The 25,165-nt window shown below is 67.1% G+C and carries 24 protein-coding genes and 1 pseudogene; 14 read left to right on the plus strand and 11 right to left on the minus strand.

Annotated elements, in window-relative coordinates:
- Positions 1-132: 132 nt before the first annotated feature.
- From G3N61_RS29285 to G3N61_RS29300, 4 genes are all read right to left on the minus strand, one after another.
- Positions 133-750, minus strand: a complete 618-nt coding sequence (locus G3N61_RS29285) for a DNA-3-methyladenine glycosylase (RefSeq protein WP_205824184.1) — start codon at positions 748-750, stop codon at positions 133-135.
- Complete coding sequence (gene mug / locus G3N61_RS29290; RefSeq protein ID WP_205824190.1) at positions 737-1,285, minus strand: G/U mismatch-specific DNA glycosylase; 549 nt, start codon at positions 1,283-1,285, stop codon at positions 737-739. The genes G3N61_RS29285 and mug overlap by 14 nt, the downstream gene beginning before the upstream one ends.
- A gap of 120 nt (positions 1,286-1,405) precedes the next feature.
- Complete coding sequence (locus G3N61_RS29295) at positions 1,406-1,957, minus strand: single-stranded DNA-binding protein (protein WP_205824185.1); 552 nt, start codon at positions 1,955-1,957, stop codon at positions 1,406-1,408.
- 101 nt (positions 1,958-2,058) lie between these two features.
- Positions 2,059-3,246: an MFS transporter gene (locus G3N61_RS29300; RefSeq protein ID WP_043187349.1), complete on the minus strand. Its 1,188-nt coding sequence runs from the start codon at positions 3,244-3,246 to the stop codon at positions 2,059-2,061.
- Positions 3,247-3,509: 263 nt separating this feature from the next.
- On the opposite strand from G3N61_RS29300, the gene uvrA reads away from it, so the two are divergent.
- Together uvrA and G3N61_RS29310 are read left to right on the plus strand one after the other, a co-directional pair.
- Positions 3,510-6,395, plus strand: coding sequence for an excinuclease ABC subunit UvrA (gene uvrA / locus G3N61_RS29305; protein WP_205824186.1), 2,886 nt, complete (start codon positions 3,510-3,512; stop codon positions 6,393-6,395).
- A gap of 251 nt (positions 6,396-6,646) precedes the next feature.
- The gene (locus tag G3N61_RS29310; protein WP_205824187.1) at positions 6,647-7,732 is read left to right on the plus strand and encodes an AI-2E family transporter; all 1,086 of its coding nucleotides are present in this window, start codon (positions 6,647-6,649) and stop codon (positions 7,730-7,732) included.
- A gap of 155 nt (positions 7,733-7,887) precedes the next feature.
- Here the strand turns inward: G3N61_RS29310 and purU are convergent, their stop codons facing one another.
- The 5 genes from purU to G3N61_RS29335 form a co-directional block, all read right to left on the minus strand.
- Positions 7,888-8,772, minus strand: a complete 885-nt coding sequence (gene purU / locus G3N61_RS29315; protein ID WP_089451297.1) for a formyltetrahydrofolate deformylase — start codon at positions 8,770-8,772, stop codon at positions 7,888-7,890.
- A 73-nt stretch (positions 8,773-8,845) separates the two neighbouring features.
- Positions 8,846-9,712 carry a DUF4743 domain-containing protein gene (locus tag G3N61_RS29320; protein ID WP_205824188.1) on the minus strand — a complete coding sequence of 289 codons (867 nt, stop codon included), beginning with the start codon at positions 9,710-9,712 and terminating at the stop codon, positions 8,846-8,848.
- Between the two features lie 6 nt (positions 9,713-9,718).
- The gene (locus tag G3N61_RS29325) at positions 9,719-10,333 is read right to left on the minus strand and encodes a LysE family translocator (RefSeq protein WP_089451298.1); all 615 of its coding nucleotides are present in this window, start codon (positions 10,331-10,333) and stop codon (positions 9,719-9,721) included.
- A gap of 50 nt (positions 10,334-10,383) precedes the next feature.
- A complete protein-coding gene (locus G3N61_RS29330; protein ID WP_011353218.1) occupies positions 10,384-10,950 on the minus strand; it encodes an adenine phosphoribosyltransferase in 567 nt (188 codons plus the stop codon).
- Between the two features lie 83 nt (positions 10,951-11,033).
- A complete protein-coding gene (locus G3N61_RS29335) occupies positions 11,034-13,040 on the minus strand; it encodes a monovalent cation:proton antiporter family protein (RefSeq protein WP_043187334.1) in 2,007 nt (668 codons plus the stop codon).
- 125 nt (positions 13,041-13,165) lie between these two features.
- Between G3N61_RS29335 and kdsD the strand changes: the two genes are divergently transcribed.
- The 11 genes from kdsD to G3N61_RS29390 all read left to right on the plus strand — a co-directional run bounded on the left by kdsD (position 13,166) and on the right by G3N61_RS29390 (position 22,398).
- The gene (kdsD, locus tag G3N61_RS29340; protein WP_043187332.1) at positions 13,166-14,149 is read left to right on the plus strand and encodes an arabinose 5-phosphate isomerase KdsD; all 984 of its coding nucleotides are present in this window, start codon (positions 13,166-13,168) and stop codon (positions 14,147-14,149) included.
- Entirely contained in the window at positions 14,149-14,685 is a 537-nt protein-coding gene (locus G3N61_RS29345; protein ID WP_043187330.1) for an HAD family hydrolase, read from the plus strand. The genes kdsD and G3N61_RS29345 overlap by 1 nt, the downstream gene beginning before the upstream one ends.
- A gap of 3 nt (positions 14,686-14,688) precedes the next feature.
- Complete coding sequence (lptC, locus tag G3N61_RS29350; RefSeq protein WP_043187328.1) at positions 14,689-15,303, plus strand: LPS export ABC transporter periplasmic protein LptC; 615 nt, start codon at positions 14,689-14,691, stop codon at positions 15,301-15,303.
- A 20-nt stretch (positions 15,304-15,323) separates the two neighbouring features.
- The gene (gene lptA / locus G3N61_RS29355) at positions 15,324-15,989 is read left to right on the plus strand and encodes a lipopolysaccharide transport periplasmic protein LptA (RefSeq protein WP_043187325.1); all 666 of its coding nucleotides are present in this window, start codon (positions 15,324-15,326) and stop codon (positions 15,987-15,989) included.
- The gene (lptB, locus tag G3N61_RS29360; RefSeq protein ID WP_034189275.1) at positions 15,986-16,762 is read left to right on the plus strand and encodes an LPS export ABC transporter ATP-binding protein; all 777 of its coding nucleotides are present in this window, start codon (positions 15,986-15,988) and stop codon (positions 16,760-16,762) included. Before lptA ends, lptB begins: the two co-directional genes overlap by 4 nt.
- Positions 16,763-16,922: 160 nt before the next feature.
- Positions 16,923-18,428 (plus strand): RNA polymerase factor sigma-54, encoded by a 1,506-nt coding sequence (locus G3N61_RS29365; protein ID WP_043187322.1) that lies wholly within the window; start codon positions 16,923-16,925, stop codon positions 18,426-18,428.
- Between the two features lie 158 nt (positions 18,429-18,586).
- Positions 18,587-18,946, plus strand: a complete 360-nt coding sequence (raiA, locus tag G3N61_RS29370) for a ribosome-associated translation inhibitor RaiA (protein ID WP_006477786.1) — start codon at positions 18,587-18,589, stop codon at positions 18,944-18,946.
- A gap of 167 nt (positions 18,947-19,113) precedes the next feature.
- Positions 19,114-19,653: a PTS sugar transporter subunit IIA gene (locus tag G3N61_RS29375; protein ID WP_080741751.1), complete on the plus strand. Its 540-nt coding sequence runs from the start codon at positions 19,114-19,116 to the stop codon at positions 19,651-19,653.
- Positions 19,654-19,782: 129 nt separating this feature from the next.
- Positions 19,783-20,751 (plus strand): HPr(Ser) kinase/phosphatase, encoded by a 969-nt coding sequence (hprK, locus tag G3N61_RS29380; protein WP_011353227.1) that lies wholly within the window; start codon positions 19,783-19,785, stop codon positions 20,749-20,751.
- 75 nt (positions 20,752-20,826) lie between these two features.
- Complete coding sequence (gene rapZ, locus G3N61_RS29385; RefSeq protein ID WP_043187318.1) at positions 20,827-21,735, plus strand: RNase adapter RapZ; 909 nt, start codon at positions 20,827-20,829, stop codon at positions 21,733-21,735.
- Between the two features lie 27 nt (positions 21,736-21,762).
- Positions 21,763-22,398: an LON peptidase substrate-binding domain-containing protein gene (locus tag G3N61_RS29390; RefSeq protein WP_043187316.1), complete on the plus strand. Its 636-nt coding sequence runs from the start codon at positions 21,763-21,765 to the stop codon at positions 22,396-22,398.
- Between the two features lie 183 nt (positions 22,399-22,581).
- Here G3N61_RS29390 and mutY read toward each other — a convergent pair whose 3' ends face one another.
- Entirely contained in the window at positions 22,582-23,688 is a 1,107-nt protein-coding gene (mutY, locus tag G3N61_RS29395; RefSeq protein ID WP_205824189.1) for an A/G-specific adenine glycosylase, read from the minus strand.
- A 24-nt stretch (positions 23,689-23,712) separates the two neighbouring features.
- Positions 23,713-24,540, minus strand: coding sequence for a bifunctional DNA-formamidopyrimidine glycosylase/DNA-(apurinic or apyrimidinic site) lyase (gene mutM / locus G3N61_RS29400; RefSeq protein WP_089451302.1), 828 nt, complete (start codon positions 24,538-24,540; stop codon positions 23,713-23,715).
- An 86-nt stretch (positions 24,541-24,626) separates the two neighbouring features.
- Here mutM and G3N61_RS29405 point away from each other — a divergent pair.
- Positions 24,627-25,165 (plus strand): annotated as a pseudogene (locus G3N61_RS29405) (hypothetical protein); the annotation flags it as partial.

Below are 25,165 nucleotides of genomic sequence, written 5' to 3' on the forward strand. Positions count from 1 at the left end.
GTCGGGCATTCTTATGGGTGTTCATCCGGCTGGGTTCCTGGAAGGTTGGGTGTTTGGCGACTTCCAGTCTCCCAGACTCAGTCCGGATGAACCATCGATACAACCTATTGAAGCTTCACAGCTAGCCGCGAATCAGACGCACGGCCCCGATACATGGCGGTTGCCCGGCACGCGCCATCGCCACGGGAAGTCCTGGCCGACGCGGATGCCGATGCGTGGCCCGCTCAACGGATGTTCGGGCGGCGCCGTGCCGTCGTCGACGATCTCGAAGCCGTGACGGGCGCGCACCAGATCGATGCCGTCCTGCGCGCCGCCGATGCCCATCGCCTGCGTCAGCCGGGCCGGCCCGCGGCACAGATCGCGATCGCGCGTCTGCGGCGGCCGTGCCGCACGCATCCGTTCGAGCCCATGCAGCGGCTCGAGCGCACGGATCAGCACACCCGTTCCTGTGCCATCGGGGCCGCACACGCAGTTGCAGCACCAGTGCATGCCATAGGTGAAATAGACGTACAGGTGGCCCGGCGGCCCGAACATCGTCGCATTGCGCGGCGTCTTGCCGTGGTAGGTATGCGCGGCCGGGTCGATTGCGCCGACATAGGCTTCCACTTCGACGATCCGCCCGGCCCGGCCGTCCGCTGCCGCGAGGATCTTGTTCAGCAGTTGCGGCGCGACGTCGGTAGCCACGCGGTCGAAGAACGCGCGCGGCAGCACGGTGCCCGGCCACCGGGGCGCGGGGTCACTGCGCCGCATCCCGCCCCTCCGGTTGAAGACCGGCAACGGACTTCGCCTGCAGACGAAGCTGACGGTACGCGTCGACCAGGTCGTCGAGATTGAACGCGAGGTTTCGCCCACTCGGATTGGGCAGCACCCAGACGCTCGATCCCTGCATCCGGGCCGGCTGCAATCCCCACTCGATTTCTCGCTGCCCGGAAAGCGCCGAGTATGCGGCCTTGCCGAGAAAAGCGACGAAGCGCGGCCCATAGCGCGCCACCTTGTGCTCGAACTCGGCAGCCGCGGCGATGAATTCCGCACGGGAAAGCTGGTCGGCACTCGCGGTTGGCCGCTTCACCACCGCCGTCAGGCCGCAGCCATATTGAAGAATCGCGCGATCGTCCTGCGGCGAAATTTCCGCCGGCGTGAAGCCCGCGAGATGGATCACGCGCCAGAAGCGGTTGTTTCTCCCCGCGAAGTGATGCCCGGCCGCGGCCGCGGTCAGGCCCGGGTTGATCCCGCAAAACAGCACGTCGAGATGCGGAGCGATGAGGTCGGGGAGTTCGTCAGCCACGGTTTGCCTGGCGCGCAAGAAACATCGACGTAAACGAAACAAGGCCCGAAGACCCGGGCCAAGCAGCTGGCTTGACTCGGACATTCGGGCCCATCGTGATGCTGGATGCCGGCTTGCCGATCAGAACGGGATATCGTCGTCCATCTCGTCGAAGCCGCCGCCTGCCGGTGCGCTCGGACGGCTCTGCGCGCCGCCGCCTGCACCGCCACGCGGTGCGCCGCCGGCACGACCGCCGCCGCCACCGCCGCGCTCCCTCTTCTCTCCACTTCCTCCTCCACCACCACCGTAGCCGCCGCCGTAACCGCCTTCGTCACCGCCACCGCCGCCGCCGCCCGCACCGCGGCCGCCGAGCATCTGCATCTGATCCGCGACGATTTCGGTCGAGTAGCGATCCTGGCCGTCCTGACCCTGCCACTTGCGCGTGCGGATGCGGCCTTCGATATAGACCGACGAACCCTTCTTCAGGTATTCGCTGACGATTTCCGCCAGACGGCCGAAGAACGCGACGCGATGCCACTCGGTCATTTCCTTGAAATCGCCGCTCGCCTTGTCCTTGTAACGGTCGGTCGTCGCAAGACGGATGTTCGCAACCGCGTCGCCGCTCGGCAGGTAACGGACTTCAGGATCGGCGCCGAGATTGCCGACGAGGATGACCTTGTTGACGGATGCCATGTGTTTCTCCAGTAAATTCGATGCCGGGCCGCCCGCGCATGCTGTCGGTGCGGCCCGCCGGGCAAGCCGGCGAACGCCGCCGGTGCCTGCCCGAAGTAAGTTCAGGCCTTGCGCGGCGGCGCTTTCATGCTGGCCGCGATTATAAGCCACGCGGCAACGAGCCCTGAGCAGGTGTAGAACACCGTATTGGCGCCCCCGTGCTTCAGCAGCCAGCCGCCCACGATGCCGCCGAGCGCGAGCCCGATCGACTGCGTGGTGTTGTAGACGCCCGTGGCCGCGCCCTTGCGCGAGCCGGGTGCGAGCTTCGACACGAGCGACGGCTGCGACGCTTCCAGGATGTTGAAACCCAGGAAGTACACGAAGAGAACCGCCGCCACAATCAGGATGGTATGCGGCGCGCTGCCCAACAACAATTGGCCGATCAGGATAGCCAGGATGCCGCCGAGCAGCACCGGCTTCATCTTGCCCCGTTTTTCCGCGACGATGATCGCCGGGACCATCATCACGAATGCGAGCCCCATCACCGGCAGGTAGACCTTCCAGTGCGAGGCGACCGGCAGGCCGCCATCGACCAGCAGGCGCGGCACGACGAGGAACAGCGCCGTCTGCGTCGCATGCAGCACCAGCACGCCGAAGTTCAGGCGCAGCAGTTCGACGTTGTGCAGCACCTCGGCGAACGGCGCCGGCACGTGCACGGGCTTCGCCGCGTCGGGCACGATCCACAGCACCACGCCGATCGCGAGGATCGACAGCACGCCGACGATCGCGAACAACCCGCTCATCCCGACCCAGTGGAACACGATCGGCGCGCCGACGATCGCGACCGCGAACGACACGCCGATCGACCCGCCGACCATCGCCATCGCCTTCGTGCGGTTCTGCTCGGAGGTCAGGTCGGCGATGAACGCGAGCACCGCGGACGACACCGCGCCCATCCCCTGGATCACCCGGCCGACGATGATCCACGTGATGTCGTGCGCGGACGCGGCGACGAAGCTGCCGATCGCGAAGATCACGAGGCCCGTGGCGATCACCGGCTTGCGGCCGAACTTGTCGGACGCCCAGCCGTAGAAGATGTAGAACAGCGACTGCGTGACGCCGTAGGCCCCGAGCGCGATGCCGACGAGCAGCACGTTGTCGCCGCCCGGGATGGTTTTCGCGTAGACCGAGAACACCGGCATGATCATGAACAGGCCGAGCATGCGTAGCGCGAAGATCGCCGCGAGCGACGTGGTCGCGCGCAATTCGGGCGCGGTCATGCGGGAAGACGTGGCAGACGGATTGGACATCGGGAATGAATTTCGAATGATCGGAATGTCCGCCCGACACCGGGCGGCGGAAGATCAGGACCAGCGGCCCGGGGGCTTGGCGGGCGACACGTCGGGGCAGGATTCAGGCAGCCCGCAGGCCACCCGGAACCACGCGGCGCGGCCGCTTTCCCGGCGCAGGTGCCACCTTGCTGCCACCTGCTGCTAAGGCTGGGGGCCCCAAACGACGGCCTCGAAAAGCCGTTATAGTAGCAGGTTTGGTTCCCTCCATTTTCGCCAGGTTCATGGAACAGATCCGTATCCGTGGGGCACGAACCCACAACCTGAAAAACGTCAATCTCGACCTGCCGCGCCACAAGCTGGTCGTGATTACCGGGTTGTCCGGGTCGGGCAAGTCGTCGCTCGCGTTCGACACCCTTTATGCCGAAGGCCAGCGCCGCTACGTCGAAAGCCTGTCTGCGTATGCCCGCCAGTTCCTGCAACTGATGGAGAAACCCGACGTCGACCTGATCGAAGGCCTGTCGCCCGCGATCTCGATCGAGCAGAAGGCGACGTCCCACAACCCGCGTTCGACCGTCGGCACGGTCACGGAAATCCACGACTACCTGCGACTTTTGTACGCACGTGTCGGCACGCCGTACTGCCCCGACCACGACATCCCGCTGGAAGCCCAGAGCGTGTCGCAGATGGTCGACGCCGCGCTGGCGCTGCCCGAGGAAACCAAGCTGATGATCCTCGCGCCCGTCGTCGCGAACCGCAAGGGCGAGCACGCCGAGCTGTTCGAGGACATGCAGGCGCAGGGTTTCGTGCGTTTTCGCGTGCGCTCGGGCGGCGGCGCCGCGAACGAAGGCGTCGCGAAGATCTACGAGGTCGAGTCGCTGCCGAAGCTCAAGAAGAACGACAAGCACACGATCGATGTCGTCGTCGATCGTCTCAAGGTGCGCCCGGACATGAAGCAGCGCCTCGCCGAATCGTTCGAGACGGCGCTGCGCCTCGCCGACGGCCGCGCGATCGCGCTCGAGATGGACACCGACCACGAGCACCTGTTCAGCTCGAAGTTCGCGTGCCCGATCTGCTCGTACTCGCTGCAGGAGCTCGAGCCGCGCCTGTTCTCGTTCAACAACCCGATGGGCGCGTGCCCGGAATGCGACGGCCTCGGCCAGATCACGTTCTTCGACCCGAAGCGGGTCGTCGCGCACCCGTCGCTGTCGCTCGCCGCCGGCGCCGTGAAAGGCTGGGACCGCCGCAACCAGTTCTACTTCCAGATGCTGCAGAGTCTCGCGGCGTTCTACGAATTCGACATCGACGCCGCGTTCGAGGATCTCCCGGAAAAAATCCGGAAGGTGCTGCTGTTCGGCTCGGGCAAGCAGACGATCCCGTTCTCGTACATCAACGAGCGCGGCCGCACGACGATCCGCGAGCACGTGTTCGAAGGGATCATCCCGAACCTCGAGCGCCGCTACCGCGAGACCGATTCGGTCGCGGTGCGCGAAGAGCTGTCGAAGTACCAGAACAACCAGCCGTGCCCGTCGTGCGACGGCACGCGCCTGCGCCGCGAAGCGCGCCACGTGCGGATCGGCACGGGCGACTACGCGCGCGGCATCTTTGAAATCAGCGGCTGGCCGCTGCGCGACGCGCTCGGCTATTTCGACGGCCTGACGCTCGACGGCGCGAAGCGCGAGATCGCCGACAAGGTGATCAAGGAAATCGTCGCGCGCCTCACCTTCCTGAACAACGTCGGCCTCGACTACCTGTCGCTCGAGCGCAGCGCCGAAACCCTGTCGGGTGGCGAGGCGCAACGCATCCGGCTCGCGTCGCAGATCGGCTCGGGCCTCACGGGCGTGATGTACGTGCTCGACGAGCCGTCGATCGGCCTGCACCAGCGCGACAACGACCGCCTGATCTCGACGCTCAAGCACCTGCGCGACCTCGGCAACTCGGTGATCGTCGTCGAGCACGACGAGGACATGATCCGCACGGCCGACTACGTCGTCGACATGGGCCCGGGCGCCGGCGAGCACGGCGGCGTGGTGGTCGCCGAAGGCACGCCGAAGCAGGTGCAGTCGAACCCGCAGTCGCTCACCGGCCAGTACCTGGTCGGCAAGCGCACGATCGAGTATCCGGACGAGCGGATGGCCCCCGATCCCGAGCGGATGCTGCGCATCCTCGACGCGCACGGCAACAACCTGAAGCACGTCGATCTCGAGCTGCCGGTCGGCCTGCTGACCTGCATCACCGGCGTGTCGGGCTCCGGCAAGTCGACGCTGATCAACGACACGCTGTACCACGCGGTCGCGCGCCACCTGTACGGGTCGTCGGCCGAGCCGGCGGCGCACGAGGCAATCGAGGGTCTCGAACACTTCGACAAGGTGATCAACGTCGACCAGTCGCCGATCGGCCGTACGCCGCGCTCGAACCCGGCCACCTATACGGGCCTGTTCACGCCGATCCGCGAGCTGTTCTCGGGCGTGCCGACCTCGAAGGAGCGCGGCTACGATCCGGGCCGGTTCTCGTTCAACGTGAAGGGCGGCCGCTGCGAGTCGTGCCAGGGCGATGGCGTGCTGAAGGTGGAAATGCACTTCCTGCCGGACGTCTACGTGCCGTGCGACGTGTGCCACGGCAAGCGCTACAACCGCGAAACGCTCGAAGTGCAGTACAAGGGCAAGAACATCAGCGAAGTGCTCGACATGACCGTCGAGCAAGCGTACGAGTTCTTCAGCGCGGTGCCGGTCATCGCCCGCAAGCTGAAAACGCTGCTCGACGTCGGCCTCGGCTACATCCGCCTCGGCCAGTCGGCCACGACGCTGTCGGGCGGCGAGGCGCAGCGCGTGAAGCTGTCGCTCGAACTCTCCAAGCGCGACACCGGCCGCACGCTGTACATCCTCGACGAGCCGACCACCGGCCTGCACTTCCACGACATCGCGCTGCTGCTCGAGGTGATCCACCGGCTGCGCGACCAGGGCAACACGGTCGTGATCATCGAGCACAACCTCGACGTGATCAAGACGGCCGACTGGGTGATCGACCTCGGCCCCGAAGGCGGTGCCGGCGGCGGCCAGATCATCGCTCAGGGCACGCCCGAGCATGTCGCGAAGACGAAGGCGAGCTTTACCGGCAAGTACCTCGCGCCGCTGCTCAAGCGCACGACCCGCAAGGTCGCGGCAGGCTGACGCGCCCGCCTGCCTCCCCTCCCGCGCGCGGCCGCCCGGCCGCGCGCGCCCTTCCGCACCGCGAATCCGGCCCCTTCTCGTTTTCCCTTCTGCGTTTACACCATGCGCCAAACGGCCCCGTTGCGGACCATAATGGCGGCTATACTTTACGGTCGTAAGGTTCGCCGTACGCACCAATCCGGTGCGGCGCCGGGCGAACACGGCTCTGCCGCGCATTCCGCGGCATGACACACGAACGACAGGAATCCACGATGGAGAAGCAACCCGACTCGTCTCGCGATGCGCAGAATCGCGAACCGCACCTGCGCAGCGTGCGGCTGACGAGCGATTTCAGCCTGCCGAAGCTGTCGGCACTCGAGATCGGCAGCTATGCGTTCGCGATCGTCGCCATGTGGCTCGTGATCGAGCTCAAGCTGCTCGGCGGGCTGCTGGCCGGCCTGCTCGTGTACCAGCTGATCCACACGATCGCACCCGTCATCGAGCGTCACACCACGAGCATGCGCGCGCGCTGGGTCGCCGTCGTGCTGCTGGCGATCGTGATCGTCGGCGGGCTGACGGGCCTGACGATCGGCATCATCGAGCACTTCGAGCGCACGGTACCGAACCTGCAAAGCCTGCTCGACCAGTTGATGCAGATCGTCGAGCAGACCCGCGCCCGCACCCCGGCCTGGATCGCGAACCTGCTGCCCGTCGACGTCGAGCAGATGAAGACCAAGGCGGCCGTGCTGATGCACTCGCACATGGACCAGCTCCAGCAAAGCGGCAAGAGCGTCGCGCGCGGCTTCGGCCACGTGCTGTTCGGCATGATCATCGGCGCGATGATCGCGATCGGCGTCGAGCACGGCAAGGTGCGCCGGCCGCTGTCCACCGCGCTCGTCACGCGCGTGTCGCGCTTCGCCGACGCCTTCCGCCGGATCGTGTTCGCGCAGATCAAGATCTCGGCGATCAACGCGGTGTTCACCGGCATCTACCTGCTCGTCGCCCTGCCGATCTTCCACCAGCGGCTGCCGCTGTCGAAAACGCTCGTGCTCGTCACGTTCATCGTCGGCCTGCTGCCCGTGATCGGCAACCTGATCTCGAACACGCTGATCGTCGCCGTGTCGCTGTCGGTCAGCATGGGCACCGCGATCGCATCGCTGGCGTTCCTCATCATCATCCACAAGCTCGAATACTTCCTGAACGCGAAGATCATCGGCGGCCAGATCGAGTCGCGCGCGTGGGAGCTGCTGCTCGCGATGCTGATCATGGAAGCCGCGTTCGGGCTGCCGGGCGTGATCGCCGCGCCGATCTTCTATGCGTACCTGAAGCGCGAGCTGTACCTACTGCGGCTGATCTGAAACAGCCCGCGCATCAGAAGCGATAAAAAAACGCCGCGCCCCGTGAAGGGCACGGCGTTTTTGTTTGTGGGGGCCGGCGATCCGGGGGCCGGCCGGCCGGCAGCCGGTGATCCTGGGCCGGCCATCCCGCAGCCGGCTGTCCAGCGCCCGACGAATCAGCGGAACACGACCGTCTTCGTCCCGTTCAGCACGATCCGGTGCTCGACGTGCCACTTCACCGCACGCGCAAGCGTCACGCATTCGACGTCGCGGCCGATCGCGGTCAGCTGGTCGGGCGTCATGCTGTGATCGACGCGCTCGACTTCCTGCTCGATGATCGGGCCTTCGTCGAGATCGGTCGTCACGTAGTGCGCGGTCGCACCGATCAGCTTCACGCCGCGATCGAACGCCTGGTAGTAAGGCTTCGCGCCCTTGAAGCTCGGCAGGAACGAATGGTGGATGTTGATCGCGCGGCCGGCGAGCTGCTGGCACATGTTCGGCGACAGGATCTGCATGTAGCGCGCGAGCACGACGAGATCGGCCCGATGCTCGTCGATCACTTCCAGCACGCGTGCTTCCTGCGCGGCCTTCGCGGCGTCGGACGAGCCGCCGATCAGCGGGAAGTGATGGAACGGGATGTTGTAGCTCGCGGCGAGCTGGTAGAACTCCTTGTGGTTCGACACGATCGCCGGGATCTCGATCGGCAGCTGGCCGGTGCGATAGCGGAACAGCAGGTCGTTCAGGCAATGGCCGATCTTCGACACCATGATCACGACGCGCGGCTTCACGGCCGCGTCGTGCATTTCCCAGCGCATCGAGAACTGCTCCGCGAGCGGGGCGAACTCCCGGCGCAGCGTGTCGAGCGCCGTGGCGGCATCCGCGCCGCCGCCGTCCTGCTCGAAGTGCACGCGCATGAAGAATTCGCTGGTGCGGCTGTCGCCGAACTGCGCCGAATCGAGGATGTTGTTGCTGCGCTCGAACAGGAAGCCCGAGACCGCATGGACGATGCCGTGCCGGTCGGGGCACGACAGTTTCAAGATAAAGCTGTGATCGGTCGGCATGACCGCTACTCCCTTCGTTTCCGTATTCGTCAAATTGCCCGTTCGCGCCGCCAGGCTGCGTACGCGGCACGCGTCACGCGGCCGGTGCGAACAGTGCGTCGATACCCGCCGCGTCGGCCGCCGGAATCCAGCGATGGCGCAGCAGCGTGTCGAGCGTCGCGAGGCTCGCATCCATCGTCGCGCGGCCGGCGCGCAGCCAGCCGATCACCTCGGGCACACCGGCCAGCAGGTGCTCGGCCACTTCGCCGTCCTGGTTGCGCGGCGCGAAGTCGCGCGGCAACGGCAGGTCGTACACGAAGATCAGTTCGGACTGCGTGCCTTCCGGCAGCGAGCACAGCACCTGCACCGCGCGGCCCGCGATCGCGCGCGCGGCCAGTTCGGCCGGAATGCCGGCTTCTTCCCAGCATTCCTTCGCGAGCGTCTCGTGAACGCCCAGGCCCCAGCCGATGCCACCGGCAACGACGTTGTCGAGCATGCCGGGGTCGGTCGCCTTGGTCTCGCTGCGGCGGCCGAGCCACATCTGAGGGACGGCCGCGGCAGACGGCTCGCCCGGTGCAACCGCATATTCTACGATGCCGTTCAGATGCACCGCGTAAGTCTGTGTGCCGAAGAAGCGCGACGCGGCGCGCTCGATGTACGCGAGCGGCGGATCGTCGAAGCGGTTGCGGATCGCGTAGATCTCGTCGCGCCAGCCGGGAATCGCGCCTTCGGCCGCGAGCGCGCCGATCGCGCTCGCCAGCGCCATGCTGCGCGCATCGACCGAGCCGTAGCGCGCCGACAGCACGACGCGCTCGTCGGTCAGCTCGAACACGTCGGGCCAGCGGGCAAGCATCGCGACGTCCTGGCGACGCACCCAGCCGACCGCCTGGCCGGCGATCTCGAAACGCAGGTGCGCGGCCGGATCGAAGCGGCGCGCGGCCGCAATGCACGGAAACGTCATCGTCTATCAGTCCTTCAGCGCCACGCGGATGCCGATCGCGATGAACGTCGCGCCGGCGATCCGGTCGAGCCACACACCGGCCTTCGGGCGGCGCTTCAGCCACGCGCCGATCATGCCCGCGCCGACGCCGAACAGCGAAAAGATCGCGGCCGTCTGCAGCATGAACAGCGCGCCGAGTTCGAACATCTGCAGCGTCACGCTCTGCCCGCCGTGCGGATCGACGAACTGCGGCAGGAACACGACGAAGAACAGCGTGACCTTCGGGTTCATCAGGTTGCCGATCACGCTCTGCCGGAAGATCGTGCCGAGCGGCTGCGGCGGGCGCTCGTGTGCATTCGCGAGGCCCTGGCTGCGCAGCGCCTTGATGCCGATCCACACGAGGTACGCGGCGCCCGCGAGCTTCAGGATCTCGAACGCGACCGGCGACGAACGCAGCACGGCCGCGACGCCGAGCGCCGCGAGCGTCGTGTGGAACAGGATCCCGGCGGTGAAGCCGAGCGCGGCGACGAAGCCGGCCGCGCGGCCCTGCGAGATACCGCGTGCGAGCACCTGCAGGTTGTCGGGACCCGGCGCGAACGTGATCGCGATCGACGTGGCGAGAAACAGCATGAAGTTGGGCATCGTGACCTCGCTGCTAACGTGAACTCAGGTGGATTCAGGCCGGCCGGCGTTCAGTGGCCGGCGAATTCGGTGACGGTATAAACCGGCAGTCCCGCGTTGCGCAGCAGCGCCGAGCCGCCGAGATCGGGCAGGTCGATGATCGCCGCGCCTTCGACCACTTCCGCGCCGAGCCGCTGCAACAGGTTGCGCCCCGCCATCATCGTGCCGCCGGTCGCGATCAGGTCGTCCATGATGATCACGCGGTCGCCGGGGCGGCACGCATCTTCATGGATCTCGACCGTCGCGCTGCCGTATTCGAGGTCGTACGATTCCGAGCGCGTCTTGTACGGCAGCTTGCCGACCTTGCGGATCGGCACGAAGCCGACGCTCAGTTCGTATGCGACGATCGGCGCGATGATGAAGCCGCGCGCGTCGAGGCCCGCGACATAGTCGAGCTTCGCATCGACATAGCGTTCGACGAACAGGTCGACGAGGATGCGCAGCGCCTTCGGGCTCTGCAGCAGCGTCGTAATGTCGCGGAACATCACGCCCGGCTGCGGCCAGTCCGGCACCGTGCGGATCTGGCTGTGGATGAAGGCGACCGGATCGAGCGGTGCGCCCGACGACGAATGCGGCATGAAACTCTCCGAAAAAAACGGTGCGCGAAGATCGGGCACCGTTTCGAGTAAATACGGGTCAGGTTATCAATCCGAGCACGGGCTCAGGCGACTGCGGCCGGCGGATCGCGCCGATGGCGCGACAGCCGCTCCTCCGCGAGCGCGAGCGCCTCGGGCAGCCCGCGCAGCACGACGATGTCGCTCGCGCGCAGCTTGGTCTGCGGATCGGGTTCGACGCCGCGGATGCCGTGCCGGCGAATCGCCGTGACTTCCAACCCGAGCGCATACAGCCCCAGTTCTTCCAGCGAACGCCCGACCGCGTCCGCGCGCGCATCGACCGGCACCGATTGTAGCCGCACCTGCTCGTGGTCGTCGTCGTCCGCATCGTCCGCCCCGCGGAAATAGCCGCGCAGCAGGCTGTAGCGTTCGTCGCGCATCTCCTCGACGCGCCGCACGACCTTGCGCATCGGCACGCCGACCAGCACCAGCGTGTGCGACGCGAGCATCAGGCTGCCCTCGACGATCTCGGGAATCACCTCGGTCGCGCCGGCCGCGAGCAGCTTCTCGAGATCGGCATCGTCGACGGTACGCACGATCGCGGGCAGCGTCGGCTCGAGTTCGTGCACGTGATGCAGCACGCGCAGCGCGGACGGCGTGTTCGCATAGGTGATCGCGACCGCCGCCGCGCGGTGGATACCGGCCGCGAGCAGCGACTCGCGGCGCGCCGCGTCGCCGAACACGACCGATTCGCCGGCCGCGCCGGCCGCGCTGACGCGATCGGGGTCGAGGTCGAGCGCGACGTACGAAATGCCTTCCTGTTCGAGCATCCGCGCCAGGTTCTGGCCCGCGCGGCCGTAGCCGCAGATGATCACGTGGCCGCGCTGCTTGAGGCTCTGCGTCGCGATCCGCGTCATCTGCAGCGACTGCTGCATCCATTCGGTCGACGACAGCCGCATCACGATCCGGTCGGCGTTCTGGATCAGGAACGGCGCGGCGAGCATCGACAGCAGCATCGACGCGAGGATCGCCTGCAGCAGCGTCGCATCGACGAGATGGCGGTCGAGGATCAGGTTCAACAGCACGAAGCCGAATTCGCCGGCCTGCGCGAGGCCGATGCCGGTTCGCATCGCGACGCCCGGCGTCGCGCCGAACAGCCGCGCGAGCCCGGCGATCATCGTCCCCTTGAACAGGATCTGCCCGACGAAGAACGCGAGCACGAGGAACGGGTGCTCCCAGATCACGCGCGGGTCGAGCAGCATCCCCGTGGTCACGAAGAACAGGCCGAGCAGCACGTCGCGGAACGGCTTGATGTCCTCCTCCACCTGATGGCGGAACGGCGTCTCGGAGATCAGCATCCCCGCGATGAACGCGCCGAGCGCGAGCGACAGGCCGAACTTGTCGGTGATGAACGCGGCGCCGAGCGTGACGAGCAGCAGGTTCAGCACGAACAGCTCCTGCGAGCGGCGCCGCGCGACGACGTTGAGCCAGCGCGTCATGAAGCGCTGGCCGATGACCAGCAGCAGCGTGAGCGCGATCACGATCTTGACGGCCGCGAAGCCGAGCGTGATCGCGAGGTCCTTCGACGATTCGGCGCCGAACGCGGCGATCACGATCAGCAGCGGCACCACCGCGAGATCCTGGAACAGCAGCACGCCGAAGATGTTGCGGCCGTGCTCGGTCTCGATCTCGAGCCGCTCGGCGAGCATCTTCGACACGATCGCCGTCGACGACATCGCGAGCGCGCCGCCGAGCGCGATACTGCCCTGCCACGTGATGTGTACCCAGTGCTCGAACAGCATGCCGAGCACGAGCGCGAGCACGAGCGTCGCGACGACCTGCAGCAACCCGAGCCCGAACACGAGCCGCTGCATCGCCCTCAGCTTCGCCAGCGAGAATTCGAGGCCGATCGAAAACATCAGGAACACCACGCCGAATTCCGCGAGATGCTCGGCCCGTTCCAGATCCGCCGCGATGCCGAACGCATGCGGGCCGACCAGGATGCCGACGGTCAGGTAGCCGAGCATCGGCGGCAGGTTCAACGAGCGGAATACGACGACGCCCACCACTGAGGCCAGCAGCAGCAGCAGGGTCATTTCGAGCGGGGAAATCACAGGCGAAGCGTCCTCGTTCGTCGGGGCCACGGCAATGCGGGCGCGGGTGGTGGCGGTGGTCGGGCGACCTCGGACGAGTCCGAAGGCCCGGCGCGGCGAACAAACGCCTTTGCTATACTCCGCGCATGATAGCGAAAATCAATGATGATCGGGCGCTCGCGCTCGCCCGCGACGTGCTCGACATCGAGGCGGACGCCGTGCGCGCGCTGCGCGACCAGCTCGACGGCGGCTTCGTCCAGGCCGTCGCGCTGCTGCTCGGCTGTCGCGGCCGCGTGGTGGTGTCCGGTATCGGCAAATCGGGGCATATCGCCCGCAAGATCGCGGCCACGCTGGCCAGCACCGGCACGCCGGCCTTCTTCGTCCACCCTGCCGAGGCCAGCCACGGCGACCTCGGGATGGTCACCTCCGACGACGTCTTCATCGGCATCTCCTATTCCGGCGAATCCGAAGAACTCGTCGCGATCCTGCCGCTCGTGAAGCGGATCGGCGCGAAGCTGATCGCGATCACGGGCCGCGCGGAATCGAGCCTCGGCACGCTCGCCGACGTGAACCTGAACGCCGCGGTCTCGAAGGAGGCCTGCCCGCTGAACCTCGCGCCCACCGCGAGCACGACCGCCGCGCTCGCGCTCGGCGACGCGCTCGCCGTTGCCGTGCTGGACGCGCGCGGCTTCGGGTCGGAAGATTTCGCGCGCTCGCACCCGGGCGGCGCACTCGGCCGGCGCCTGCTCACCTACGTGCGCGACGTGATGCGCTCGGGCGACGACGTCCCGTACGTCGGGCTCGACGCGACGCTGTCGGACGCGCTGTTCCAGATCACCGCGAAGCGCCTCGGCATGACCGCCGTGGTCGACGCCGACGGCAAGGTCGCCGGCATCTTCACGGACGGCGACCTGCGCCGCGTGCTGGCGCGCGACGGCGACTTCCGCGCGTTGCCGATCACCGACGTGATGACGCGCGACCCGCGCACGATCGCGCCGGATCACCTGGCGGTCGAAGCCGTGGAACTGATGGAGCGCCACCGGATCAACCAGATGCTGGTGGTCGATGCCAACGGCGCGCTGATCGGCGCGCTGAACATGCACGACCTGTTTTCGAAGAAGGTGATCTGATGAGCGCAGCGCTGACTGCGGCCGAACGCGCGAGCCGCGTGAAGCTGATGATTTTCGACGTCGACGGCGTGCTGACCGACGGCGGCCTGCTGTTTACCGCAGCCGGCGACACGATGAAGTCGTTCAATTCGCTCGACGGCCACGGCGTGAAGCTGCTCGGCGAAGCCGGCATCGCAACCGCGATCATCACGGGCCGCCGCTCGGAAATCGTCGCGGCGCGCGCGAAGGAAATGAAGATCGCGCACCTGTTCCAGGGCGTCGAGAACAAGCTCACCGTGTTCGCCGACCTGATCGCGTCGCTCGGCCTCACCGCCGACCAGTGCGGCTACATGGGCGACGACTGGCCCGACCTGCCCGTGATGCTGCGCTGCGGCTTCGCGACCGCCCCCGCGAATGCGCACCCCGAGGTGATCGCCCGCGCGCACTGGGTGGCCGAGGCCCGCGGCGGCCACGGCGCCGTACGCGAAGTCTGCGACGCGATCCTGCGCGCGCAGCGCCGCTACGACGCGCTGCTCGCGGCCGCCTGCGGAGCCTGACGGATGAACAAGCATTTCCGCTGGACCCAGTTGCTGCCGCTCGTCGCGGTCGCCGCGCTCGCGGGCATCACCTGGTGGCTGCTGCAGGCCACGCTGCCGCCGCCCGGCGAAGGCACCGTGCAGCCGAAGCGCCATACGCCCGACTATTTCGCCGACAACTTCTCGGTCACCGAGCTCGACCAGTCCGGCGCGACCCAGTACCGGCTGACGGCCGCGAAGCTGATCCATTACGAAGACACGGAAAGCAGCGACCTGGCCGATCCGGCCATGCGCGCGTTCCAGCCCGGCAAGCCGGTCGTGACGACCACCGCGAAGCGCGGCACCGTCAACGGCGACGTGTCGATCGTCGACTTGTACGACGACGCGCGCATCCTGCGCGCGGCCGGCGGCGGCGATCCGCAGATGCAGGCCGATTCCCAGCATTTCCGGATCTTCGTCAATGACGATGTGATCCAGACCGAAAAGCCGGTTAAACTTCAGCGCGGCCTGTCGCTCGTCAATGCGACCGACGGCATGAAGTACAACAACGTCACCCGGGTCATCGAGCTTTACGGCAACGTGCGCGGCACGATCGCCGCGGCGGACACGTCCGGCGGCTCGAAAGGTCAACCCAAGTGACGCTTCCCTCACGTGACTGCATGAACGAACCGTTCCCTCGACAGATTTCCGGCGGCGCTGCGCGCGCCGTCCGCGCCGCGCTTGCCGCGGCGCTCGTGGCGCTCCCGCTGGTCGGGCTGGCGCCGCTCGCCCATGCCGAGAAGGCCGACCAGAACAAGCCGATCAACGTCGAGGCAGACAACCTGACCTATGACGACCTGAAGCAGGTCACGGTCGCCACCGGCAACGTCGTGATCACGAAGGGCACGATCGTCATCAAGGGCGATCGCGTCGAAGTGCGCCAGGATCCGGAAGGCTATCAGTACGCCACCTCGTTCGGCAGCGGCAAGAAGCACGCGACGTTCCGCCAGAAGCGCGAAGGCCTCGACGAGTACATCGACGGCGACGCCGAGCGCATCGACTACGACGGCAAGCAGGACCTGACCACGCTGACCACCGCCGCGACCGTGCGCCGCCTGCAGGGCACGTCGACGATTGCCGATACCGTGCACGGCAGCGTGATCACGTACGACGGCCAGCGCGACTTCTACACCGCGAAGGGCGGCAAGGACGTCGCCGCGCCGGGCAACCCGAACGGCCGCGTGCGCGCGATGCTGTCGCCGAAGAACGGCGGCCCCGCGCCGCTGAACGGCGCGCCGGCGAAGCTGTCGCCGTCGACCACGATCCAGGGGGCGCCGGGCCAATGAACGCACTACCGAACCGCCAGCCGGCCGGCACCACGAGCTCGCTCGTCGTCCGCAACCTGAAGAAACGCTACGGCTCGCGCACGGTCGTCAAGGACGTGTCGCTCGACGTGAAGAGCGGCGAAGTCGTCGGCCTGCTCGGCCCGAACGGCGCGGGCAAGACCACGTCGTTCTACATGATCGTCGGCCTCGTGCCGCTCGACGCGGGCGAGATCTCGCTGAACGGCAGCTCGATCAGTCTGCTGCCGATCCACAAGCGCGCATCGCTCGGCCTGTCGTACCTGCCGCAGGAAGCGTCGGTGTTCCGCAAGCTGACCGTCGAGGAAAACATCCGCGCGGTGCTCGAGCTGCAGCACGGCGAAGACGGCAAGCGGCTGTCGAAGGACGCGATCTCGTCGCGCACCGAAGCGCTGCTCGACGAGCTGCAGATCGGCCACCTGCGCGAGAACCCCGCGCTGTCGCTGTCGGGCGGCGAACGGCGCCGGGTCGAAATCGCGCGCGCGCTGGCCACCAACCCGAACTTCATCCTGCTCGACGAACCGTTCGCCGGCGTCGACCCGATCGCGGTGCTCGAGATCCAGAAGATCGTCAAGTTCCTGAAGCAGCGCAACATCGGCGTGCTGATTACCGATCACAACGTCCGCGAAACGCTCGGCATCTGCGACCACGCCTACATCATCAGCGACGGCTCGGTGCTCGCCGCCGGTGCGCCGAGCGAAATCATCGAAAACGAAAGCGTGCGCCGCGTGTACCTCGGCGAACACTTCCGGATGTAACTCCCCCCTCGTGGCTGGCTGCACCCCGCCCGGCATCGCCGTGCGGGGACGCGCCCTGCTTCGCGGCCATGCCCGCGGCCGGGCGGCGCGCCGCGCGTAATCGCGGATGGCTCAACGCGCCTGGGTCGTGGCAAACTGCCGGTATGACTCCCTCCTTGCCATGAAAGCCAGCCTTCAACTCCGCCTGTCGCAACATCTGGCGCTGACGCCCCAGCTACAGCAGTCGATCCGGCTCCTGCAGTTGTCGACGCTCGAATTGCAGCAGGAAGTCGCGATGGCCGTCGCGCAGAACCCGCTGCTCGAGAACGACGACGAATGGATCGCGAGCCCGCTGCGCGTCGCAGCGGACGGATCGCTGATCGCGCAGACGCCGCCCGCGCAGAACACCGAGCCCACTTCGACGAACAGCAGCAGCTCGTCGAGCGATCGCGCCGAGCGCGACGAGCCGGCCGGCGCGGACGAGTACGACGGTTACGGGTCCGGTGACGGCAACGACGGCCCGCAGTGGAATCTCGACGAATTCGGCCGCTCGAGCGGCGCATCCGACGACGACGACCTCCCGCCGCTGCAGGTGCAGGAAGCGGCGACGTCGCTGCGCGACCACCTGTCCGCGCAGTTGCGCGTCACGCAGGCCGGCCCGCGCGATCGTGCGCTCGTGATGTTCCTGATCGAATCGCTCGACGACGACGGCTATCTGACCGCGACGCTCGACGAAGTGCTCGCCGACCTGCCGCCCGAGCTGGAGATCGACTGCGACGAACTGAACGCGGCGCTCGCGCTGCTGCACAGCTTCGATCCGGCCGGGGTCGGTGCCCGCTCCGCCTCCGAATGCCTGAAGCTGCAGTTGCTGCGCCTCGATCCGTCCCCGACGCGCACGCTCGCGCTCGAGATCGTGTCGCAGCATCTCGAACTGCTCGCCGCCCGCGACTTCACGCGGTTGCGCAAGCACCTGAAGGCGAGCGACGACGCGCTGCGCGACGCGCACACGCTGATCCGTTCGCTGGAGCCGTTCCCCGGCGCCGCATACGGCAAGGCCGAGGCCGACTACGTCGTGCCCGACATCATCGTGAAGAAGGCCGGCCAGGGATGGCTCGCGGAACTCAATCCGGAGGTCGTGCCGCGCCTGCGGATCAACAACCTCTACGCGAACATCCTGCGCAACAGCCGCGGCGATCCGTCGGCCGGTTCGCTCAAACAGCAGCTCCAGGAAGCACGCTGGCTGATCAAAAACATCCAGCAGCGATTCGACACGATCCTGCGTGTCGCGCAGGCGATTGTCGAGCGTCAAAAGAACTTCTTTGCGCACGGTGAAATTGCCATGCGCCCCTTGGTTTTGCGGGAAATAGCTGATACGCTGGGCCTACACGAGTCGACTGTCAGCCGTGTGACAACCGGGAAGTACATGCTGACCCCGTTCGGGACGCTTGAATTTAAGTACTTCTTCGGATCTCACGTTTCGACCGACACCGGAGGCGCCGCTTCGTCGACAGCCATCCGAGCCCTCATCAAGCAACTGATAGGAGCTGAAGACCCTAAATCGCCACTTTCGGACAGCCGCATTGCCGAGCTGCTGGCAGAACAAGGATTCGTGGTCGCGCGCCGCACGGTTGCGAAGTACCGCGAAGCCCTCAAGATCCCGGCAGTGAATCTGCGCAAGTCTCTTTAAGCCTGCTGCCTGCCCGGCGGCAGGCGTGTTCCGGCCACCGCGCATACGGGGAACAGGCCGGGCGACCTGTCCGCGATACGCCGCCTCGTGCGGCACGGGCAAGTCGACCGGAGCGCCGCCTCGATGCGGCCGGGTGGTCACTCGCTTGGAGAAGCACTATGAACCTGAAGATCAGTGGACATCATCTCGAAGTCACGCCTGCAATTCGCGAATACGTGATCACCAAGCTGGACCGGGTGCTACGGCATAGCGATCAGGTGATCGATGGCACTGTGATCCTCTCGGTCGACAACCACAAGGAAAAGGACAAGCAGCAGCGCGCGGAAATCAACCTGCACCTGAAGGGCAAGGACATCTTCGTCGAAAGCGCCAACGGTAATCTGTATGCAGCGATCGATCTGCTGATCGACAAGCTGGATCGCCAGGTCGTCAAGCACATGGAGCGCCTGCAAACGCACGCGCACGACCCGATCAAGCTTCAACCGTCGATCGACCAGATCGAACTGCCGCCGCAGTAACCTTCACCGCAACACACACGTCGCCCGGTTCGCCGGGCGTTTTTTTTGCGACTCCCGCCGTGGTGCAACCGGTCTGTCCGCGCTGCGCCACGCACGCGGCTGTGCTCTATAATGTTCCGGTTATCGCCGGGGGGCGCTGGACGCGGTAGCTGCCTTGCAGGTTGCCGATGCCGAACGCCTTGATATCGCCGAACATGGGTAATCAGTCTGCCGCCGCAAGGAGACCCCAGGCCGCCCAATCGCCTGCCAACATGAATCGCCTAGCCAAAATCCTGCCCATAGAGAACGTCGTCATCGACCTCTCAGTCACCAGCAAGAAACGCGTGTTCGAACAAGCCGGGCTGATGTTCGAGAATCAGAACGGCATCGCCCGCAGCACCGTCACGGACAACCTGTTCGCGCGCGAGCGCCTCGGCTCGACCGGGCTCGGCGAGGGCGTCGCGATTCCGCACGGGCGCATCAAGGGTCTCAAGCACCCGCTCGCCGCGTTCGTCCGGCTCGCCGATGCGATCCCGTTCGAAGCCCCCGACGGCCAGCCCGTCGGCCTCCTGATTTTCCTGCTCGTGCCCGAGCAAGCCACCCAGCAGCACCTCGAGATCCTGTCGGAAATCGCGCAACTGCTGTCCGATCGCGACGCGCGCGAGCGTCTGCACAACGAAACGGATGTCGCCGAGTTGCATCGCCTGCTCACTCAGTGGCAACCTTGAGTTGATCCGGGCGGAATATTTTCCCGTACGCGGCGGCACACGCCGCCGTTCAGGGCCGCCCGGCGCCGGCCCGGCATGGCGATGTCCGTCGCCGCACGCACGCACCGGCCCATTGGAGTGACGAAAGTCATGGATACGTCCAGCATCAACGCCCAGAGCATCTTCGACGACAACGCGGCCACGCTGAAACTGAGCTGGCTGACGGGGCATGAAGGCTGGGAACGCGGCTTTTCGGCCGACACCGTCGGCAATGCCACCTCGAGCGCCGACCTCGTCGGCCACTTGAACCTGATCCACCCGAACCGGATCCAGGTGCTCGGCGAAGCCGAAATCGACTACTACCAGCGGCAGACCGACGAAGACCGCTCGCGCCACATGGCCGAGCTGATCGCCCTCGAACCGCCGTTTCTCGTCGTCGCCGGCGGCGCCGCCGCGCCGCCCGAACTCGTGCTGCGCTGCACGCGCTCGTCGACCCCGCTGTTCACGACGCCGATGTCGGCCGCCGCGGTGATCGACAGCCTGCGGCTCTACATGTCGCGGATCCTCGCGCCGCGCGCGACGCTGCACGGCGTGTTCATCGACATTCTCGGGATGGGCGTGCTGCTGACGGGCGACTCGGGCCTCGGCAAGAGCGAACTGGGCCTCGAACTGATCAGTCGCGGCCACGGCCTCGTCGCCGACGACGCGGTCGATTTCGTCCGACTTGGCCCCGATTTCGTCGAAGGGCGCTGCCCGCCGCTGCTGCAGAACCTGCTCGAAGTGCGCGGCCTCGGCCTGCTCGACATCAAGACGATCTTCGGCGAAACCGCCGTGCGGCGGAAAATGAAGCTGAAGCTGATCGTCCAGCTCGTGCGGCGCCCCGACGGCGAATTCCAGCGCCTGCCGCTCGAAAGCCAGACCGTCGACGTGCTCGGCTTGCCGATCAGCAAGGTCACGATCCAGGTCGCGGCCGGCCGCAACCTCGCGGTGCTCGTCGAGGCGGCCGTCCGGAACACGATCCTGCAGTTGCGCGGAATCGACACGTTGCGCGATTTCATGGATCGGCAACGACTCGCGATGCAAGATCCCGACAGTCAGTTCCCCGGCAAACTGGTGTAACCCGCACGCGCCGGCCGCGCAACGCCGACGCGTCGAGCCGGTGCTATGATGAAACGTCAGGATTCTCTGCTTCCCATGCGCATCGTCCTTATCACTGGCATCTCCGGCTCAGGCAAGTCCGTCGCGCTGAACGCGCTCGAAGACGCAGGCTATTACTGCGTCGACAACCTGCCGCCGCACGTGCTCCCCGAACTTGCCCGCTACCTCGCCGAGGACGGCCAGCGCCGGCTCGCGGTCGCGATCGACGCGCGCTCGAGTGCGTCGCTCGACGAAATGCCCGGCCTGATCCGCGAGCTGTCGCGCGAGCACGACGTGCGCGTGCTGTTCCTCAACGCGAGCACCCAGGCGCTGATCCAGCGCTTCTCCGAAACGCGCCGCCGCCATCCGCTGTCCGGTTCGCTGTCGCACGATGCGAACGTCGGCCTGCTGTCGTCGCTCGAGGAAGCGATCGAACGCGAACGCCACCTCGTCGCGCCGCTCGCCGAATTCGGCCACCAGATCGACACGAGCACGCTGCGCGCGAACGCGCTGCGTACGTGGGTCAAGCGCTTCATCGAGCAGAAGAACAACGACCTGATGGTGATGTTCGAATCGTTCGGCTTCAAGCGCGGCGTGCCGCTCGACGCCGACCTGATGTTCGACGTGCGCGCGCTGCCGAATCCTTACTACGACCATGAGTTGCGCCCGCTCACCGGGCTCGACCAGCCGGTCATCGCCTTTCTCGACGCACTGCCGATCGTCCACCAGATGATCGACGACATCCATGCGTTCCTGATGAAATGGCTGCCGCACTTCCGCGATGACAACCGCAGCTACCTGACCGTCGCCATCGGCTGCACGGGCGGGCAGCATCGTTCGGTGTTCATCGCGGAAACGCTCGCCACGCGCCTTGCGCACGAGGCGAACGTGATCGTGCGGCATCGTGACGCGCCAGTGGATGTCGACGCGTCGTCGCGGCTCGTCTCCGAGGTCGACCGACCCTAGCGACGCACGCCCCAACGCCCGCGCGCCATGTCCTCCCTATCGACCACCCTGATCGACCTGCCGCTGTTTCCGCTGCATACGGTGCTGTTTCCGGGAGGCCTGCTCCCGCTCAAGGTGTTCGAGGCGCGCTATCTCGACATGTCCCGCGCGTGCTTGCGCGACGACGCACCGTTCGGCGTGTGCCTGCTGAAGAGCGGGCCCGAAGTCGCGCAGGATGGCGCCGTGTCGGTGCCCGAGACCATCGGCTGCATGGCGCGCATCACCGAGTGCGATACCGGCGAGTTCGGCATGCTGTACCTGCAGGCGGTCGGCACGCAGCGTTTCGAGCTGCTGTCGTATCGCGTCGAAGGCAACGGGCTGCTGGTCGGCATCGCGGAGCCGCTGCCCGACGACATCCCGCTCGAAGGCGAGCAGACGCTCGCGCAATTCGGCTCGTGCGCCGAGGTGCTCGAGCGCATCATCGACGCGCTGAAGAAGTCCGAACCGGGCAAGATGCCGTTCGGCGAACCGTTCCGCCTCGACGATCCGAGCTGGGTGTCGAACCGCCTCGCGGAACTGCTGCCGCTCGACCTGCGCGCGCGGCAGAAGCTGATGGAGTTTCCGGACGTCGGCGCGCGCATCGACGCCGTGCACCACGTGCTCGGCCGGCACGGCTGGTTATAAAGGCCCCCAGACCAGTCGCTCCGCGCCAGGCCCCCGAGGGGGTCCAGAAAACTTGGGACGGCCCGGCGTTTTCCTGAGCGCGCCCTGGCCGCCACTTCGCGCCCGGTCTCCGAGCGGACTTCCTTCCGTGCGGAAAATATCGGGCCGCCCCGCGTTTCCTTGAAAGCGCGCCCCTCCCCTTCGTTACAGCAGCGGCCCGCTCAGCGCATCGAGCAGCTTGCGCACCGGTGCCGGCACGCCATACGCGTCGAGCCGGCTCAGCGGCACCCAGGCGGTGTCCGCATCCCGCGCGCCCGAAGGCAGCCCGCCACCGTCGGCCATGTCGCTCAGCCGCGGCTCGATCTCGAGCCGGAAATGCGTAAACGTGTGCGTGAGCGGCGCAAGCGGCACCGTGCCGCCGCCGCCGAAGCCGCGCGCGAGTTCCGCGAGCGCGGCGTCGCCGTCCGCTTGCGGCAGGCTCCACAGCCCGCCCCAGATGCCGGTCGGCGGGCGCCGCTCGAGCAGCACGGCGTCGCCGTCGCGCAGCACGAGCATCCAGGTCTTGCGCGTCGGCACGGCCTTCTTCGGCCGCGCGGCCGGCAATTCGCGCTGGCGGCCCGTCGATTGCGCGACGCAGTCGCCCGCGAACGGGCAGCGCGCGCAATCGGGCTTGCCGCGCACGCACAGCGTCGCGCCGAGATCCATCAGCCCCTGCGTATAGGCGCTCACGTCGGCCGCGTTCGCGGCGTCGGGCAACAGCGATTCGGCGAGCGCCCACATGTCGTTCTCGACCCGCTTCTCGCCCGGAAAGCCCTCGACGCCGAACACCCGCGCCAGCACGCGCTTCACGTTGCCGTCGAGGATCGTCGCGCGCGCGCCGTATGCGAACGACGCGATCGCCGCGGCCGTCGAACGGCCGATGCCCGGCAGTTCGGCCAGCGCGTCGGGCGTCGCCGGAAACGCGCCGCCGTGCTCGGCAACGACGACCTGTGCGCAGCGGTGCAGGTTGCGCGCGCGCGAGTAGTAGCCGAGCCCCGCCCACAGCGCCATCACGTCGTCGGTCGGCGCGGCCGCGAGCGCGGCGACGTCGGGGTAGCGGTCGAGAAAGCGCGTGTAATACGGGATGACGGTCGACACCTGCGTCTGCTGCAGCATGATTTCCGACAGCCAGATCCGGTACGGATCGCGGGTGTTCTGCCACGGCAGGTCGTGGCGGCCATGCTCGCGCTGCCACGCGACCAGGCGCGTGGCGAACGTGCGGTGCAGCGGCGTAACGGGGAACGGAGCGGGGGCGATGCGGGGCGGCTTCAAGTTATCTAATCGTGAAAAAAGGTTTCAACGCTGGCACGTCGGGCAGAAATAGGTCGACCGCTGGCCCTGCACGATCTGGCGGATCGGCGTGCCGCATACGCGGCAAGGCTGGCCCGCACGGTCGTAGACGAAGCAGTCGAGCTGGAAATAGCCGCTTTCGCCGTTGCTGCCGACAAAATCGCGCAACGTGCTGCCGCCGCGCTCGATCGCGTCGGCGAGCGTCGCACGCACCGCCTCAGCCAGCCGCTCGTAGCGCGGCAGCGAGACCTTGCCCGCGGCCGTCGTCGGCCGGATGCCGGCGCGAAACAGGCTCTCCGACGCATAGATGTTGCCGACGCCGACGACCATGTCGCCCGCGAGCAGCGCCTGCTTGACCGACACGGTGCGGCCGCGCGTGCGCGCATGCAGCAGCGCGCCGGTAAACGCCGGTGAGAACGGCTCGACGCCGAGGCTCGCGAGGAGCGGATGCGCATGCACGTCGCCCGCTTCGCGCGGGTGCCACAGCACCGCGCCGAAGCGGCGCGGATCGCGGAACCGCAGCACGAATTCGTCGAAGATCCAGTCGATGTGGTCATGCTTCGCGGCAGCCGGCACGCCGTCCGCGGGCAGCACGCGCAGCGTGCCGGTCATGCCCAGATGGACGATGAACCAGCCCGCATCGACCTCGAACAGCAGGTACTTGCCGCGACGCTCGACGGCGAGCACCTCGCGCGCGCGCAACTGCTCGGCGAGCCCGGCCGGCACGGGCCAGCGCAGCATCGCGGTACGGACGTCGACACGCTCGACGCGGCGGCCTGCGACAAAGGGCTCGATGCCCCGGCGCGTGACTTCGACTTCTGGCAACTCTGGCATTGTTTGCGGGTCTGAGACTGGATTACCGATCGTGCGTGTATTGTAGCGAGCGCGTTACAATCGGTTGAAACATCGAACGGATTTCCATGACCCTGCCCTCGAAGCTGCTTCAGAAGCGCCCCGCCGCCGAGCGCGGCGCACGCGCCTTCCCGGTCCGCCGTGCACTCGGCGCCGCGTTGTTTGCTGCCTGGACCCTTACCGCCTTCCCGGCCCACGCGCAGGATCCGGCATCGGACGACGCGGAGCCGCAGGGCGCGTTCGAGCATGTGATGCCGGACGAGCAGAAGAATCTCCCCAGCGTGCCGCTGACGAGCCAGATCGTCTACCAGGTGCTCGCCGCCGAGGTCGCGCTCCAGCGTAACCAGCCGGCGCCGGCCTACCAGACCTACCTCGCGCTCGCCCGCGACACGCGCGATCCGCGCATGGCGCAGCGTGCGACCGAGATCGCGCTCGGCGCGCAGAGCCCGGCCGACGCGCTGTCCGCCGCGAACCTGTGGCGCCAGTACTCCCCGGATTCGAACCGCGCATCGCAGGTCGACGCCGCGCTGCTGGTGCTCGCCGGCAAGCCGGCCGACGCGGTCGGAGCCGCGCACGAGCAGCGCCGGCAGCGCGAGGAGCGCCGGGC

The organism is Burkholderia sp. Ac-20349, from assembly GCF_017104865.1.
GTDB lineage: Bacteria > Pseudomonadota > Gammaproteobacteria > Burkholderiales > Burkholderiaceae > Burkholderia > Burkholderia aenigmatica.

Excerpts from the sequence above, each read along its gene's own strand:
- G3N61_RS29285 (WP_205824184.1), bottom strand. The coding sequence starts at position 750 with ATGCGGCGCAGTGACCCCGCGCCCCGGTGGCCGGGCACCGTGCTGCCG.
- G3N61_RS29295 (WP_205824185.1), bottom strand. The coding sequence starts at position 1,957 with ATGGCATCCGTCAACAAGGTCATCCTCGTCGGCAATCTCGGCGCCGAT.
- G3N61_RS29300 (WP_043187349.1), bottom strand. The coding sequence starts at position 3,246 with ATGTCCAATCCGTCTGCCACGTCTTCCCGCATGACCGCGCCCGAATTG.
- uvrA (WP_205824186.1), top strand. The coding sequence starts at position 3,510 with ATGGAACAGATCCGTATCCGTGGGGCACGAACCCACAACCTGAAAAAC.
- G3N61_RS29310 (WP_205824187.1), top strand. The coding sequence starts at position 6,647 with ATGGAGAAGCAACCCGACTCGTCTCGCGATGCGCAGAATCGCGAACCG.
- purU (WP_089451297.1), bottom strand. The coding sequence starts at position 8,772 with ATGCCGACCGATCACAGCTTTATCTTGAAACTGTCGTGCCCCGACCGG.
- G3N61_RS29320 (WP_205824188.1), bottom strand. The coding sequence starts at position 9,712 with ATGACGTTTCCGTGCATTGCGGCCGCGCGCCGCTTCGATCCGGCCGCG.
- G3N61_RS29325 (WP_089451298.1), bottom strand. The coding sequence starts at position 10,333 with ATGCCCAACTTCATGCTGTTTCTCGCCACGTCGATCGCGATCACGTTC.
- G3N61_RS29330 (WP_011353218.1), bottom strand. The coding sequence starts at position 10,950 with ATGCCGCATTCGTCGTCGGGCGCACCGCTCGATCCGGTCGCCTTCATC.
- kdsD (WP_043187332.1), top strand. The coding sequence starts at position 13,166 with ATGATAGCGAAAATCAATGATGATCGGGCGCTCGCGCTCGCCCGCGAC.
- G3N61_RS29345 (WP_043187330.1), top strand. The coding sequence starts at position 14,149 with ATGAGCGCAGCGCTGACTGCGGCCGAACGCGCGAGCCGCGTGAAGCTG.
- lptC (WP_043187328.1), top strand. The coding sequence starts at position 14,689 with ATGAACAAGCATTTCCGCTGGACCCAGTTGCTGCCGCTCGTCGCGGTC.
- lptA (WP_043187325.1), top strand. The coding sequence starts at position 15,324 with ATGAACGAACCGTTCCCTCGACAGATTTCCGGCGGCGCTGCGCGCGCC.
- lptB (WP_034189275.1), top strand. The coding sequence starts at position 15,986 with ATGAACGCACTACCGAACCGCCAGCCGGCCGGCACCACGAGCTCGCTC.
- G3N61_RS29365 (WP_043187322.1), top strand. The coding sequence starts at position 16,923 with ATGAAAGCCAGCCTTCAACTCCGCCTGTCGCAACATCTGGCGCTGACG.
- raiA (WP_006477786.1), top strand. The coding sequence starts at position 18,587 with ATGAACCTGAAGATCAGTGGACATCATCTCGAAGTCACGCCTGCAATT.
- G3N61_RS29375 (WP_080741751.1), top strand. The coding sequence starts at position 19,114 with ATGCCGAACGCCTTGATATCGCCGAACATGGGTAATCAGTCTGCCGCC.
- hprK (WP_011353227.1), top strand. The coding sequence starts at position 19,783 with ATGGATACGTCCAGCATCAACGCCCAGAGCATCTTCGACGACAACGCG.
- rapZ (WP_043187318.1), top strand. The coding sequence starts at position 20,827 with ATGCGCATCGTCCTTATCACTGGCATCTCCGGCTCAGGCAAGTCCGTC.
- G3N61_RS29390 (WP_043187316.1), top strand. The coding sequence starts at position 21,763 with ATGTCCTCCCTATCGACCACCCTGATCGACCTGCCGCTGTTTCCGCTG.
- mutM (WP_089451302.1), bottom strand. The coding sequence starts at position 24,540 with ATGCCAGAGTTGCCAGAAGTCGAAGTCACGCGCCGGGGCATCGAGCCC.